The sequence below is a fragment of the Myxococcus sp. AM011 genome, assembly GCF_013372595.1.
Taxonomy (GTDB): domain Bacteria; phylum Myxococcota; class Myxococcia; order Myxococcales; family Myxococcaceae; genus Myxococcus; species Myxococcus eversor.
This window is the reverse complement of sequence record NZ_JABXEM010000018.1, coordinates 23,048-38,949: the sequence shown is the minus strand read 5'-3', so window position 1 is coordinate 38,949 and position 15,902 is coordinate 23,048. Positions and strand designations below refer to the sequence as shown.

The 15,902-nt window shown below is 69.5% G+C and carries 7 protein-coding genes; 2 read left to right on the top strand and 5 right to left on the bottom strand.

Features of this window, described 5'->3' with window-relative positions:
• Nucleotides 1–175 precede the first annotated feature (175 nt).
• The 5 genes from HUW62_RS06040 to HUW62_RS06020 form a co-directional block, all read right to left on the bottom strand.
• Nucleotides 176–6,859, bottom strand: a complete 6,684-nt coding sequence (locus HUW62_RS06040) for an Ig-like domain-containing protein (protein WP_368670353.1) — start codon at nucleotides 6,857–6,859, stop codon at nucleotides 176–178.
• Nucleotides 6,860–7,453: 594 nt separating this feature from the next.
• Nucleotides 7,454–10,729 (bottom strand): hypothetical protein, encoded by a 3,276-nt coding sequence (locus HUW62_RS06035; RefSeq protein WP_176433841.1) that lies wholly within the window; start codon nucleotides 10,727–10,729, stop codon nucleotides 7,454–7,456.
• A 187-nt stretch (nucleotides 10,730–10,916) separates the two neighbouring features.
• Nucleotides 10,917–12,455 (bottom strand): gliding motility protein, encoded by a 1,539-nt coding sequence (locus HUW62_RS06030; protein ID WP_176433840.1) that lies wholly within the window; start codon nucleotides 12,453–12,455, stop codon nucleotides 10,917–10,919.
• Between the two features lie 168 nt (nucleotides 12,456–12,623).
• Complete coding sequence (locus tag HUW62_RS06025) at nucleotides 12,624–13,397, bottom strand: M57 family metalloprotease (protein ID WP_163864895.1); 774 nt, start codon at nucleotides 13,395–13,397, stop codon at nucleotides 12,624–12,626.
• Nucleotides 13,398–13,482: 85 nt separating this feature from the next.
• A complete protein-coding gene (locus HUW62_RS06020) occupies nucleotides 13,483–14,448 on the bottom strand; it encodes a LysR substrate-binding domain-containing protein (protein WP_368670352.1) in 966 nt (321 codons plus the stop codon).
• Between the two features lie 53 nt (nucleotides 14,449–14,501).
• Here HUW62_RS06020 and HUW62_RS06015 point away from each other — a divergent pair, with 53 nt between their 5' ends.
• Both HUW62_RS06015 and HUW62_RS06010 read left to right on the top strand, forming a co-directional pair.
• Nucleotides 14,502–14,867, top strand: coding sequence for a cupin domain-containing protein (locus tag HUW62_RS06015; protein ID WP_163864897.1), 366 nt, complete (start codon nucleotides 14,502–14,504; stop codon nucleotides 14,865–14,867).
• A complete protein-coding gene (locus HUW62_RS06010) occupies nucleotides 14,864–15,769 on the top strand; it encodes an MBL fold metallo-hydrolase (protein ID WP_163864898.1) in 906 nt (301 codons plus the stop codon). Before HUW62_RS06015 ends, HUW62_RS06010 begins: the two co-directional genes overlap by 4 nt.
• Nucleotides 15,770–15,902 lie beyond the last annotated feature (133 nt).

The following is a 15,902-nucleotide window of genomic DNA, read 5'->3' as shown; positions in this document are numbered from 1 at the left end:
TGCCACCCCAGCGGATGAGCTGTGCGAGGTGTGCCGAGCAGCCGCATCCGCTGGCGCCCGAGGGGCTACTGGCGCGGCGCCTGGCGGCAGCGCGGATGGTCCCCGGCGGATGGGCTGCTCGAGTCGTGTCGAGCAGCCGCATCCGCTGGAGCCAGGATGACGGGTAGCACCGCGCTCAGCGGGCCTGGACGCGACCCTGACGTCTTCGCAGGGGCAACGCCAGGAGCAGCAGCACCAGCGGAGCGAAGGTGCCCGCGCCGCCCGCGCTGCACCCACGGCCCGCGATGACGAAGTCATCGTTGCCGTCCAGCGGGTTCGTCCCGCCGGAGACTTCCTCTCCATCGTCGGCGCCACCGAGGTCGGTGTCGGCGTTGTTCGGGTCTGTCTCGCCGTTGCCGAAGACGCCGTCGTGGTTGGCATCCTCCACACCGTCCGCCAGGCTGTCGCCATCCGTGTCGGGGGTGAGCGGGTCGGTGGGGTTGCTGCCCTTCACCTCCACGCCATCGCTCAGCCCGTCGTCGTCCGTATCGGGGTTGTTGGGGTCCGTCTCCGTGGCGTCGACGCGGCCGTCGTGGTCGGCATCCTCTTCGCCGTCATTCAAACCGTCCCCGTCCGTGTCCGGCTTCTTCGGGTCGGTGGTGGTGCTCGGGTCCGTGTCGGGACGGAAGTGGGGCGAGTCGCGGTCCGTGTCCGCCGGCGCACTCTCCAGCGTCACGCCCAGCTCGGTGCCATCCAGCAGGCCGTCGTTGTCGCTGTCCGGGTCCAGCGCGTCGATGAGGCCGTCACCATCCGTGTCGGTGATTCCGTCCAGGCCGTCTGGCACACCGTCGGAGTCGGTGTCCGCGTTGTGTGGGTCGAGGCCCAGCGCGATTTCCGTCGCATCGTCGATGCCGTCGAGGTCGGAGTCGAGGTCGTCCTCGGGCCGCAGGGGGTTGGTCTCATCCGCTTCGACCCGGCCGTTGTGGTTGGCGTCCTCGATGCCGTCGCGCACGCTGCCGCCATCCGTGTCCGGGTTGAGCGGGTTCGTCACCGTCGTCGGGTCCGCGTCCGGTCTGAATCGCGTCAGGTCCGTGCCGGTGCCCTGGGGTTCGGTGAGGCCCAGCTCCAGGCCATCCGCGAGCAGGTCGCCGTCAGTGTCCGCGTTCTTCGGGTCCGTCTCACCCGCGTCGACGACGCCGTTGTGGTTGGCGTCCTCATTGCCATCCAGCAGGCCATCGTCATCCGTGTCGTCATCGAGCGGGTCCGTCCCCGCGACATTCACCTCGATGCCGTCTGGCAGGCCGTCACCGTCCGTGTCGGCGTTGTTCGGGTCGGTGCCCAGCACCACTTCCTCGGCATCCGTCAGCCCATCTCCATCCGCGTCGGCGGTGACGACCCATGTGTAGCTGGCCGGCGAGTCGTCCACGTTGCCCGCCGAGTCCACCGCGCGCACGTTCATCACGTGTGTTCCCAGCGCCAGGTCCGTGAGACTCACCGGGTCCGTGCAAGGAGCGTAGGCCGCTCCGTCCAGGCTGCACTCATAGGTGACGCCCGCCTCGTTGGAATCGAAGTCGAAGATGGCCAGGGCAGGGGCCTCCGTGAGCGGCGGGCCGCTCGCGATGAAGGTGTCCGGCGCCGTGGTGTCCACCGTCCAGGTGTAGGAAGCGGGCGTGGGGTCCACGTTGTCGTCCGCATCCCGGGCGCGGACCTCCAGCGTGTGCTCGCCATCGGTCAGGCCGAGCAGCTCCAGCGGGTTCGCGCAGGCCGCGAACGTCGCTCCGTCCAGGCTGCACTCGTACGTCACGGGGGACTCGTCCGAGCCGAACCCGAAGGTCGCCGAGGTCTGGCGGGTCAGCGAGGGAGGCGTCTGGGTGAAGGACGTCTCCGGTGGCTCCACATCCACGTTGAACGTGTGGGTGACCCCTGCGCTGGTGTTGCCCGCCGCGTCCGTCGCCGTGACAAAGACGGTGTGCGGACCGTCCGCGAGCACCGAGCCGCCCGGGAGCGTCCACTGTCCCGAGCTGCCCACTTCAACCGAGCCGAGGGTGACGCCATCCACCACCACCGTCACCGTGCTGTCCGGCTCCGAGGTGCCGGCATACGTCACCGTCGCGGTGTCGAGCACTTCGCCCTGGGCGGGGAAGGTGATGGCGACCACGGGCGCCAAGGTGTCCACCGTCCACGTGTGAGTGGCCGGCGAATCGTCCACGTTGCCCGCGGCGTCACGCGCGCGAACCGCCAGCGTGTGCTCACCGTCCGCGAGGGGCCCCAGCTCCGCCGGCGTCGTGCATGGCGCGAAGGCCGCTCCATCCAGGCCGCATTCGTAGGTCACCGAGGCCTCGTTCGAGGAGAAGACGAAGGCGGCGAGCGCCTGGTTCGTCAGGGCCTCCGGACCGCTGTCGATGCGCGTGTCCGGCGCCGTGGTGTCCACCGTGAAGGTGACGCTCGTCGAGGCGCTGGTGTTGTCCGCCGCGTCATTCGCCGTGACGACAGCGGTGTACGTGCCATCCGCCAACGTGACGGGGAGCGTGAAGGTCCAGTTGCCGCTGGAGTCCACCGGGATGGGGCCATGGGTCGTACCGCCCACCGTCACGTGCACCGTCTCCGCGCCAACGGCCGAGCCCGTGAGCGTCACGATGCCGTCAGGGAGAACCTCGCCCTGGGCCGGCGAGGTGATGACCGGAGCATTGGGAGGCGTCATGTCCACCGTCCACGTGTACAGGGCCGGCGAACTGTCGATGTTCCCCGCGGCATCCACCGCGCGGACCGCCAGCGTGTGCTCGCCCTCCGTGAATCCCTCGAAGGTGTCAGGGCTGGTGCACGCCGCATAGGCCGCGCCGTCCACGCTGCACTCGAAGGTGGAGCCGGGCTCGCTGGCGGCGAACTCGAATGTCGCCGACGACTCGTGGGTGAGCGTGCTGGGGCCGGAGGTGACGAGGGTATCGGGCTCCGTCGTGTCCACCGTCCAGGTGTACTCGGCGGGTGACGGGTCCACGTTGCCCACCGCGTCCACCGCGCGCACGCGCAGCAGGTGGTCACCCTCCGCGAGGCCCGAGGTCGTCAGCGGAGAAGCGCAGGTCGCGAAGGCCGCGCCATCCAGGCTGCACTGATAGCCCACCGCGCCACCTTCGGAGCGCAGCTCGAACGAGGCAGACGTCTCGCGCGTGAGCTGCTCCGGACCGGAGTCGATGAACGTCTCGGGCCCGGTCAGGTCGATGAAGAACCCGTGGGACGTCGCACCGGAGCTGTTGCCCGCGGCGTCCACGCCAGTGGCGGAGACGGTGACAGGGCCTTCTGGCTGCGCCACCGGCAGGGTGAAGCTCCAGTCGCCGCTTCCATCCACGGCGATGGGGCCATACGTGACGGTCCCCACTTCCAGATAGACGTAGCCGCCGGGCTCACCGGTGCCCGTGAGGGTCGGCGTCGCCGTGCCCACGACGGCGCCGCTCACGGGCGAGACGATGGTGGGTGCCATGGGCGCCACCGTGTCCACCGTCCACGCGTAGGTCGCGGGCGTCGGGTCCGCGGTGCCCAGGCCGTTGACGGCACGCACCGACAGGGTGTGACTGCCCTCCGCCAGGTTGCTGAACGCCACCGGGCTGGTGCAATCGGTGAAGGCCGCGCCGTCCAGGCCGCACTCGAAGCGGACGCCGCCGTTGTCCATGCGGAGCACGAAGGAGGCGGACGTCTCGCTCGTGAAGACCGCTGGACCGGAGTCGATGTACGTCTCCGGCGCGGAAAGGTCGATGGCGAAGTCGTGGGAGGTCGCCTCGCTGGTGTTGCCCGCGGAGTCCGTCGCGGTGGCCTCCACGGTGTGAGGGCCCTCGGCGAGCGCGTCCGGACTGGGGAGGCTCCAGTGGCCGTCGATGTCCGCGGTCACCGTTCCCAGCACTTCGCCATCCACCACCACGGTCACCTGGGCGAAGGGCTCGGCGGTGCCCTCGAAGACAGGCGTCGCGGTGGCGAGGATGACATCGCTTGCGGGCGCGCTGATGACCGGGGCCTCTGGCGCCTCGGTGTCCACGGTGAAGTGGGTCATCGAACTGGGGTCGCTCACGTTGCCCGCGGAGTCCGTGGCGGTCGCCGTCGCGGTGTGAGGTCCCTGGTCCAGCGGCGCGGGTGGAGTGAACGTCCAGTCACCCTGGGCATTCACGGGAGCGGTGCCCAGCACGATGCCATCCACCGTCACCGTCACCAGCGTGCCCGGCTGCGCGGTGCCGGAGATGACCGGCTGCTGCGTGGGCACGACGACGCCGTTGGCGGGGGCCTCGATGTGCGGTGCGTCCGGCGCCGTGGTGTCCACCGTCCAGGTGCGGGTGGCCGGGGTCGGGTCCACGTTGCCCGCGGCATCCACCGCGCGCACCGCGAAGGTGTGGCTCCCGTCCGTGAGCCCGGTGTGCGTCACGGGGCTCGTGCAGGAGATGAAGGTCGCCCCGTCGAGCGAGCACTCGAATGTCGCGGGGCTCTCGGTGGCGGTGAATGAGAACGTCGCGCTGGTCGCCGCCGTCGTCCCCGTGGGGCCACCGGAGAGGAGGGTGTCCGGAGCGGACGTGTCGATGGTCCACGTGTACGTCGCGGGGGTCGGGTCCACGTTGCCCGCGCTGTCCACGGCGCGGACCTGCAGCGTGTGGCCACCCTGAGCCAGCGCCAGGAAGGTCTGGGGGTTGGGGCAGGGGGAGAACAGCACCGCGCCATCGAGCCTGCACTCGAACGTCACGTTGTTCTCATTGGAGCTGAAGGCGAACGCGGCCGCCGCCGAGTTGCTCACGGCCGGTGGGGTGCTGGCGAAGGTCGTCTCCGGAGCCACCGAATCCACCGTCCACGCCCGGGTCGCGGGCGAGGCATCCTGGTTGCCCACCACGTCGCGGGCGCGCACCGCGAGGGTGTGGTTGCCCTGGGCGAGGCCGCTGAAAGTCACGGGCGTCGCGCACGCCGTGAAGGCCGCGCCATCGAGCGAGCACTCATACGTCACCGGTGTCTCGGTGGCGTTGAAGGTGAACGTCGCGCTGGTGGAGGTCGTCAGCCCGGATGGGCCGCTGACGATGGTGGTGTCGGGCGCGACGGTGTCGACGATGAAGCTGACCTGCGTGGGCGGACTGGCGTTGCCGGCCGCGTCGCGGGTCGTCACCGTGGCGGTGGTGGAGCCCTCGGGGAGCGCGCTGCTGGTGCAGGACCAGGTGCCCGTGCTCGCGTGGGCGGGAGCGGTGCAGACGACGACGCCGTTGACCACCACGCTGACGGTGCTGCCGGGCTCGGCCGTGCCGGAGAAGACGGGGGTGTTCGTCGCCACGGTGCTTCCGTTCGCCGGAGCCGTCACCACGGGCGCGTCGGGGACGGACACGGTGATGTGGGTGGGGCCGGTGGTGGTCGACGAGGGAGCGCTGGTCGCGGAGCTGGCGGGAGCGCCCTTCTCACCCGAGGCGGTGATGGTGGCCTGGTTGGCGATGACGCCGGAGGCCGCGGCGTTCACCACCGCGCGGAAGCGGACGGCGGTGCTCTGCTGGAGCTGAAGGGAGCCCCCCAGCGTCGCCGTCGCGCCCGTGCCCAGCCGGACGGTGATGACACCCGCCGCGCTGACCTCGCCCACGTCGTCGCCCAGGGCGTCCGTCAGCGCGCCCGCGTTGGGGCCGGAGACGATTCGCAGCGAGCCCGGCTGGTAGGTGAGCTGGGAGGGAAGGGGATCGCTGAAGACAGTCTCGATGCTGACGTCGTCGCCCGTGTTGGTGGTGACGATGGTGTATTCGATGACGTCGCCACCGCGCAGCGAGCCATCCGGACGCGGGTTCACCGCCGTCGCCGTCTTGTAGGTGTTCGTGAAGTCCGGCCGGAGCGTGGCGATGGACGTCGCGAAGGCGCCAAGGATGTATGTGTCATCCGTGGACGTGGCTCTCAGCGTCATCGACGTGGCGCCTCCCGTCACGCGGTGGGTGATGTCCACCACGTCCATGTCCACCCCAGACATGCTCGCCTCCGCGCCCGTCAGGCGGGGCCGGTCATTGGCATGGGTGGAGGGCACGCCGAGGACGGAGCGTGTGCTGTTGAAGAAGTTGTTCGCGGTGTTCGCGGCGTCGGAGATGCTCACGCCATTGACGAGGAGCTGGTCGCCCTTGCGCGTGGCGTCTCCCTCGAAGGCCAGCACCCCCAGCTTGGCATCGAAGCCGGCCGGAGGGACGTTGAAGCCAGACAGCGTCACCGTCTGGGGATTGCCGCTGCTGACGTAGTCCATGCCGTCGAAGAGCGTCAGGTTGCGGAGGGGCGAATCCGGGTGCCGGTAGAAGATGACCAGGGCCCACGCGCTGAACGGGTTCGTGCTGTTGAGGTTGGTGAGCGGCACGGCGTCCACGCCACTCACCTCATAGACGCCCGTGCCGTGGGTGGCGACCAGGCTGGTGACGTCCGCGGAGGACTCGTAGATGTAGGCGTTGTTCGGGGTGTAGGTGTGCGAAACATCCGCGGTCAGCATCTGCGAGAAGACCCCGGGGCGGCTGAACTCCGCCGTCGTGTCCGGACTCCGCTGCGACGTGGTGGTGGACAGGTGCGCGGCCCAGTACAGCCGGGCATACGTCACGATGGCGCCAGCGGGGACGTTGAGCGCGGCGCGGCTCCGGGCATTGGTGGGGCTCACCGAGGTGTTCGCCGTCGCCACGCCCGACTGGATGGTCCAGAAGACGTCCACCGCGTCATCCGAGGTGTTCGACCCGCAGGCTCCCACGGTTCCCACCAGCGGGGTCGGCACACCGCTGGCGCAGTCGTGGGCCAGCGTGTTGCCCACCATCAAGAGGTCGCCGCGCTGGTTCGCGGTGTGGCGAAGGACAGGGGCCGCCATCGCCGAGCCCGAGGCCACCAGCAACAACAGGGGAAGCAGCCATCGCGGGCGCACGGCGCGCCTGGTGCCGGGACGAGGAGACGTGGAGGACATGGGAGTACCAGGGCGGGCGAGGAGAGGGGGCACACGACGGGAGGGCGAACCCGCCAGGAGCGATGCGACAGAAACCGGGGATTGGCCGGGGGGCGCGGAATCCCAGCCAGATGTTTCACGCTGGGGAGAAGGCTCGTGGGGGAATGCCGCTCGCGCTGTCACGGCCTCGCGAAAAAGCAACGAGGGTGCCAGCTTGAAACATTGAATTCACCGCTCGGTTGTCTGGATTTGGAGCCAGCTGGAACCGTCCGCTGTCTCGGTTGTCCGAGGGCTGGATCCAGTTTCTGGAATCCGGACAGACGACGTCACGACCGGCGGGCAGGCTCGGTGGGCGGAAGTCTGGGATTACTGACTAACGCTTCCGTCGACACCGCATCGCGTCGTCACGTGGAGTGGGGCATGTTTCAAGCCGTTGAGACGGTGATACGTGCATACGGAGGCTCCCTGGCGGTCCTCCACGCGGCGGCGATGTGCAAGGCCGAAGGCCTGGACCCCCGGCGCGGCCATCGAGCACATCGTCCGGCTGCGCGGGGACGCGCGCATCACCCTGGGAGACTAAGGCAGCGTGCCCTCATAGAGGACGGTGAGGGAGATGATGCCATCGGCGCCAATGGAGCCGACGATGGGCTCCTCCTGGTGCTTGGGGCTCATGTAGAACGACGCGAGCCCCACCTGACTCTCGACGGGCGCCGCCACCTCGGCGGTGAGGTCGAACGGGGTGTCGCCCATGAGCTGGCGCACCTCATCCAGGGTCATCTGCACCGTCTTCCCGGACGTGTCCTTGACGAAGATGGGCGGCCCGCCCGCCGCGAGTTGCTGGGCCTGGAGCAGCTCGAACTGCCGCGGCGTGAAGTACTCCGCGCGCGCGGGCTTGGGCAGCCCCGCCACGAACTTCGCGAAACTCTGCCAGGCCACGTTGCCCTCGGCGCTCACCGGCGTGTTGCGAGCCCAGGCCTCGGCGATGCCCGGGTGGCGCGTGAGCATCACCACGCTCTCTCCCACGGTCCCCGTCTTCCCCGCGGACTCCCGCACCGCGAGCCAGAAGCGCTGGAAGAAGGGCATGCTCTCGATGGCCCCCGCCTCCAACTGTCCCGTGCGCACCATGCGCGGGTGGAGCCCGGTGGTGATGATGGTCTCCAGGCTTTCGATGGTCATGTCGCGCATGCCCCGGTAGCCGTGGACCCGGGAGCCGGCGGCGGAGGCCCCGAAGCGAGGCATGGGCGCCAGGACGCCCATTCCATCCAGCACGATGTTGGCCGGGCGCGGCTGCGTGTCCACGCCGGGCAGCTCCATCAGGCTGCTCAACACGAAGGACGAGCCGAAGCTCACGCCCCCCTGGAGCGCGGCGGTATTCACGAACTGGGGGTCTCCCTTGAAGATGCCCTCCAGCGCGCCAGGCGTTCCCAACGCATAGGCGCCCACGCCTCCCAGCCCGTCCAGGGTGGCGCCGCGCAGCACGTTGCCCAGGCCACTCTGGCCGCGCGCGGCGGCGACGATGGACATGCGCATGCCGAAGTACGTGGTGAGCCCATCCACCACGCCCCCCGCCACCGCGTTGCCCAGGTGCAGCTCGCCCGTGGAGTCATACTGATTGCCGGCGTTGAGGGCGGTGCTCACCAGGGTGCTGGTGAGGCCCGCCGCGCCCGCCTGGAGCGTGGCGGTGCCCAGGGTGACGCCTCCCACCACGAGCGTGGTGGTCGCGGGAATCGCCGCCGCCGCGAGGATGGGGGCCGCCATCGACGCCACCATGCCCACTCCGGCGATGATGAGGCGGCGGCGGCCCTGCACGCTCTCGCCCATGGCGGCGATGGAGTCGCCATAACCAGGGAGGCTCGCGCGGAATGTGGCGTCCTGCGCGCCCGCCGCCGTCATCGCCTGGGCGACGAAGGCCGGGTCGTCGGAGGCGCGCACCAGGTCCGCCAGGGTCGACAGACTGTCGGCGTTGAGGGCGGCGTACTCGTTGAGCCGGGACTTCTCGATGGGGTTGCCGCCGTTGAGCACGTGGATGACGCCGGCGGTGAGTCCATCCGCGCCGTAGCGGCCCATGTCCGGGTTGGCGAGGTTGCTCGACAGGCCCGCCAGGTCGTCCAGATAGTCCGCCGCCTGCGCGGGCGTGAGCTGTCCGGATTGGACCGCCTGGGCCACCGTCCCGGCGGACAGCGGGTCGCCGAGCGCGGCCACGGCGGGGTGCCGAGCCAGCACGTCCGGAGGCGGCGCGGGTATCAGCGCATCGGGGAGGATGAGCGGCATGCCATCCGGTCCCATGGGGACCTGTCCGTCGGGACCGAAGGCCCCCGTGAGGCCCTCCGTGACGGACTCGAGCTGGATGAAGGCGACGGCGGTGGCGAGGTTGCCGTTGTGGTGGTCCACCAGCTCCGAGGTGAGCTGGCGGTTGTCGAGGAACGCGACCAGCAGGCCATCGCGCTGCTCGGCGGTGGCGCTCTGGAGCAGGTCGCCGACGTGGCCATTGCGGAGCAGCTCGCCCATGCGGGCGGACTCGGTGCGGGCCAGCGCCGTATCACCCATGGCGTAGACGGTGCCCAGCCCCTTGCCGAGCGCCTCGCGGAAGTCCGCGTTTTCGAGCGGGCGGGGGCCCGCCTGGCGCGCGACGGTGAGGAAGAAGCGGGCCTGCGCTCCATTGGGGACGCCCTCGGTGCCGGGCAGTCCGGAGGCCACGTTCATGAAGTCATTGAGCGCCAGCATGCGGCTGCCGCTGTTGAGGAACGTGGGGTCGCTGGAGTCCGTCGGGTTGAGGCCCAGCGACGCGACGAACGACTCCATCCGCTCCGGGCCCACCGTGTCGAGCACGGCCTGGGCGGCGTCCGGCGTGGTGGCGGACTGCAGGGCCCAGGCGGCGATTTCGCCCGTGTGGAGTCCCCGCGTCGCGAGGGCCGGATTCATCGCGGCGCTCGCGACGGCCGCGGACATCTCCGGCGTGAAGCCACCGGCCGCCGTGGACAGTTGCTGCATGGCCATGGAGAAGCCCATGAGGTCGGCCTGGGGGCCTCTTGGCGGCGCATGGCGCGACACCATGGCGGTGGTGAGCGCGGCGAGCGCCTGGGGATTCTGCTCGCCGGAGTCCAGCCAGAAGGCATCCTGGTCGTCGATGATGGCGCCGATGTCCTGAGCGGTGGGGTTGGGCGGCAGGGCCTGGACGGCCTCGTCGAGGGCGGCTTGCTGCTGGGCGGTGAGGGGGCGTCCCTCCTTCGTGTCGGCCACGAGCATGTTCTGCACGGCGGCGGGGATGCGGGCCGCGTCGAGGGCCTGCTGTCGCTCGGCGGAGCCCGCGGGCGTGCTGAGCACGCGCTGCATGGCCGCGCCGCTCGTGGTGTGGACGAGTTGGTAGTGGCCCGCGGCGTTGAACTCCTTGAAGTTCGCGTAGCTGCGGCCGGTGGACGGGTCGAAGATGGACTCGCCCTGACGCATGACGGCGTGGCCCGTCGTTCCCTCTGCGCCGGAGCGGGTGTCGCGCAGGATGAGCACCTCACTGCGCGCGCGCAGCTGCGGCGTGGCGAGGGCCAGCCAGTCGCCCACCGCGTCCAGGCAGTTGCGCTGTCCGTCGCGGGTGTTCTCGGTCAGCAGGGTGGTGGCGGGAGCCGTCGTGGAGGGAGCCACCACGCCATCCATGGCGAGCAGCTGGCTCCGGGGCTTCTGGGAGGTGTTCCCCTGCGTGGACAGCGACAGGGTGTCGCCGCCGAAGAACCCGCCGCGCTGAACCGTGGGGGCGGGAGGCGGCGGAGGTGGTGGGGGAGGCTTCGCCGCCGTCTTGGGCTTGGGAGGTGGCGGTGGTGGAAGAGGCAGTGGCTGCGGGTCGCGCTTGATGGTGCTCATGGTCATCCCCCTCGTGAAGGCCGGCTCGGAGGGGTGGAGTCGCCTACGCCCCTTCCGTGCCTCGATGACCCAGGCTGCTTCGGAGCGCCCCTGGCTTCCAAGGGGCGCCCCGAAGATTTAACTCGATTTAATCGGGCCCCGAGGGGGCGGCCGGACTGCCCATCCCCTCGGGTGGGGAGTTCGCACGCTAGAAATCCCGAATCGAGTCCATCACGGAGACCAGGGCGTCTCGGTTCAGGGGCTCGGCGGGAGTCCCACCGGTGGACCCGAGCTTCTCGTCCACCGCGTCGAAGATGCCCATGAGTGCGACATAGATGTGCTCGCGCTCCTCGGTGAAGAGGAAGGGCTTGCGAGCATCCAGCTTGTTGAAGCCCTCGGTGTAGGTCGTGACGATGGGCGTGAGCGCGGCCACGAGTGCGACGGCGCTGGTCTCCTCGGACGCGGCCTTGAGCGCGGCGGACCGGGCCTGTCGGTACAGCGCCGCTGCCTTCTTGGCCTGGGCCGCGCTGATGTTGTCGGCCCCGTCCCAGATGCGAAAGGGATTGTCCAGGTTCTCCGCCAGCCATTCGGCCTTGCGTGGCTGTCGCACGGACAGGTCCAACCCGTCGCGAGCCGCGGCCTTGTAGGCCTTCTTCACCTCGGCGGCGAGCTCCGCGGGGATGCTCGTCAACCAGAGCATCCCCAGATTCGGGAAGCGCTCCGGGCCAGGGAACTCGTCCGGCGTGATTCCAAACATGTCGCTCAGTGTCAGCGTGTCCAGTGCGGGGAGCGCCGCCAACTCGGCCGTGTTCCGCAGATAGCCCGGCGCTCCCCAGATGCGCAGCCCCGTCAGCTTCGGAAACCGTCTCACGATTCCAAGGGCATCCACGTCCCGGGCGGAATTCACATGCAGGTCGCCGAGGGCATCCAGTCCGGACCAGCCCATGGCCGGGTTGCTCGTGATGAGCGTCAGCCAGCGTCCGTCGGCCTCGGCGTGGATCCTCAGCTCCGGCCCGGCTTGTCCGACGAGGGACAGGTACTCCAGCCCTTCATTGAGGAAGACCTCGTGGACACCTGTCACCTCCAGCGTGAGCCGCGACAGATTGGCGCCACGCAGGTCGACGTGGCGCCCACCGTGGTTCCGCACGTCCGACTCATGGACAAAGGGGCGACGGCGGATGAAGTCGAACAGGCCGGGGATGGGGGCGTCGGCGTTGACGGACGTCAGGATGGGCAGTGCCTCGAACACCTTCAGGTCAGGGACCGCCGCGAGCCGGTCCGTGTCGAGCCGCCGCGTGGAACGACGCACCTCCAGGTCGCCCAGCATGAGCACCGCGCTCTTGTCGGGGTCGGCGTCCATCTGCTTGAAGAGGACGCGCTCGGCCTGGGGGATGGCTTCCCAGCGCCGCTGACTGTACGTGGCGCTGCCGGAGGGCCAGCCGCTGTAGCTGTTGACGTCCTCGACGACGAGGGGCGGCCGGTGGCCCACGCGCGTGTAGCCGCGAGGGATTTCGGCGGACACCCAGACGTGGACGCGGTGGTCCTTCCAGAAGAAGAAGTTGAAGGTGGCGGGCACCATGGCCGCCACCGCCGCGGCGTCGGGCAGGGCGGGGCCCACCCAATCCAAGGCCAGCACGCAGGCCAGCTCGCTCTTCCCCTCGACCTTCAGGGCCGTCACCTGGACGGCGGTGTAGGCGTCGAGCCGAGGGGTATAGACGGCGAGGATGTCTCCAGGCGTGGGCTTCATGTTCGAGCGGATCCGTGCAAGTGGGGGAAGGGACCCAGTCTAGGGCACGGCCCCCCATGTCACCCTCCCGGATTGGGCGCATGAGGTCGCCCTCGCCGCGCCCATCTGGGGTGGATGCGCTCGTGATTCGGTGCCAGCCTCGGGGTGTCCCGTGTGGGCCGGCCGTGCTCAGCAGCCGTAGAGGTACTTCAACGCGATGATATCGGTGCTGGTGAACTCACCGGGGGTGCCTGGCGGATAGCAGGCGTTCATGATCGAGCCCCCTGGCGCGGAGGTGCTGGGCGTTCCAGGGATGAGGATGGCCCCCACGCCAGCGGCCCCTTCGTTGACGCCAGTGCCGCAACTGTTGGCCTGGTTGTAGAAGTCCGAGTGGCGCAATCCCAGCGCATGGCCCAGCTCGTGGGTGATGACGTGCTCGACCACGTCCGCGGTGGCGGTGTTCAACCCGGTGCCGATGCGGATGGTGTTGTAGGGCCTGCCACCCGAGGGAAACCCGGACGAGCCGCTGGCGCCGGTCGTGGTCGTCACGCTGATGTTCGCGTCGCAGCTCGCGCTCGGCCCCCGCACCATGGAGAAACAGAGTCCCAGGACGTTGTAGTTGACGATGGCCTGGTCCAGGCCCAGGCTGAGTCGGGCGTAGGTGTTGAACGTGGCGGTGGGATTGAGGCAGATCCGCGTCACGGTGCCGGTGTTGACCAGATTGGTCGTCCGGTATTGCTCCGCGCTTCCCTCGGTCTGGAGCATCTCGCGCGAGGCCTGGAGGCTTACGTGCGCATCGCCTCCTACGTACACGTCATCCCCGATGGCCTGGATGTCGCGGGCCGGAAAGCCGGCTTCAATCAGGTTGGAGGTGATCTCCTCTCCGTCTCCCGGCGAGTCCTGCCCACAGCCGGCCAGCAGCGCACCACAGCTCACCACGACGACTGCCGCTCTCTTGAACATGGTCGTTTCCCCTCGCGTCCCGCAGCGGGTCCGCGCGCCCCCGGAACGGGAGCGCCGATGGGCAACAAACCACGTCAAATCAGGATTAATCAATTAACCCGGTTTCTGCCTTGCCCTGGCGGGTGAAGCGCTCGCGCAGGAGCTGGATGAAGTGGGTCAGCGGCGCTGGGCGCTGGCGGGATGCGCGGGTGACAGCGCTCCAGCGGCGTCGGATTCCCCGAGGGGTGAGCCGGACCGTGTGCAGCCCATGGCGCTCGGCCGGCAGCATCCATTCGGGCAACGCCGTCACGCCGATGCCGCCCCGCACCAGCTCTATCAACGCCTCGGTGAGCGGCACGGGGGAGACCCGCCGCGGCTCCAGGCCCGCGGGCCAGAACACGCGCGTGAAGATGTCGAGCTGTTCGCGAGGCGCGGCATAGGTGAGCAACTGCTCCGACACCAGGTCCTGCGCGGTGACGTGACTCCGTCGCGCCAGCGGATGGTGCTCGGGGACCACCAGCCGGAGCTCATCCGTGAAGAGCGCTGTCTGCGCGAGACGTGCCTGCCGGGGGACGTCCGTGGTCAACGCGAGATCCAACTCGCCGTTCAGCAGCGCCCCGAGCGGCTGACGCGTGGCCTCCAGGACGATGCGCAGCTCGACGCGCGGGTGCTCGGCCTGCCACCGCCCCAGGATGGGCGGCAACCAGCCATACACCGTGTAGCAGCCCGTGCTGAGCCGGAGCAGGTCGTCCTGCGGGTTCTCGCGGCAGAGGGCCTCGGCGTGGGCCACCTCGCTCAGGACCCGCCGCGCGGAGAGGAGCAGCGTCTCGCCCGAGCCGGTCAACAGGAGGCGTCGTTGCCGGCGCTGGAAGAGTTGGACACCCAGTCGCTCCTCGGCGTCGCGGAGTTGGTGGCTCAGCGCCGAGGACGTGAGGTGGAGCTGTCGGCTCGCCGCGGCCAGGCTCCCCGTGTCGGCGACCGCGGCAATCAGCTTGAAGTGACGGAGCTCGAGCATGCCGGGCAGCTTCACATGAACGCGATTCATCATCATCGCGAAATCGTTTCGCTGCACTCAGGACGGCCGCCTCCTTAACGTGGACATCCCACTGCAAGGAGCGCGGACGGATGCCCCACCCAGACAGCTTCCCGAGGACGCAGCACCCCGTCGTACCCCCGATGTCGTCCGTGCGAATCGACGACGTCGAGCCGGTCGTCATCGGTCCTGGCTGCCTGCGAAGGGACCTGCCGAGCACTCGTGACGTGAGGGTCTGGGTGGTGGACATGGCCCCCGGGAGTCAGTGGCCAAGCGTGGACGTCCACGACACGGGTGAGGAGGTCTTGGTCGTGAGCGGTGAGCTCATCGAAGGTGAGCAGCGCCTGGGGCCGGGCACCTACCTGTTCTTCCCTCCGGCGAGCCAGCATCAGCCGAGGACGGAGACGGGCGTGCGTCTCTTCGGTATCAACCTCGTGGCCTCCCCGGTGGTTCGATGAGCCGGGACTCTTCGAACCTCGAGCGCGGGCACGCGCTGGCTCGGCCGTCACGGACGGGGCGCCGGGACTTCCTGCGAGCGGCGGTCTCCCTCTCCGCGGGCGCGGTCCTGTTTTCTCCTGGCAAGGGCGGCGCGACGAAGCCCGCGGACAGCGCGGTGCTGCGCGCCCAGCGGCTGGCGTGGGCCGGCGTGCGGCTGCGGCTGGGACAGGACACGCTCTTCCTGGATCCGCTGAGTGACTCTACGGTGTGGGGGGCCGCGCTGAAGGATCCACTGGTCCCGATGGACGTGAGTGACGGTGGGCGCTTCGTGCTGGTGACGCACCGCCATCCCGACCACTTCGACCGGATGGCCGTCCGCCAGGCGCTGGGGGACACCGGCACGCTGGTGTGCCCCCCGGACATGGCCGCCGCCGCCGCCGCGTCGGGCTTCCGCGTGCGGTCCGCTCCGCTCTACGAGCCCATCCTCCTCAATGACTTCACCGCCACCGCCGTTCCCGCGGCGGACGGTTATGGAGATCCTCAGGTGTCGTGGGTCGTCTCTGGCGGAGGCCGCCGCGTCATCCACTGCGGCGACACGTTGTGGCACGGCTCCTGGTGGCACATCGGCCGTCAGTTCGGTCCGTTCGATGCGGCCTTCCTGCCCATCAACGGGGCGCGCTTCGGCTGGCGCAAGCCCGTCAGTGACGTGCAGGGCGTCCTGACACCGGAGCAGGCGGTCGCCGCGGCCGTGGTGCTGGGCGCGCGACTCCTCGTGCCCATCCACTACGGCGTCGCGCCCTCCGAGGACTACCAGGAGGTTCCTGGCGCGGAGGCGCTGCTCCTGGCGATGGCGCGGAAACGGAAGGTGAACGTGGAGCTGGCGCGTCCAGGTGAGTGGCTGACCTGGCAGGCTCGGACCTGATTCCTTATCGGGCTGCGTCACGTACTCCAGGTTCTGGTTTCGTCCACTGGGAGCGCGTCGGGACACCGAGAATGGCTTTCACGGCCGCGCTCGTGAGCTTGCCTTGTCGTTTCGACGCCCGCTCCTGTCTGCT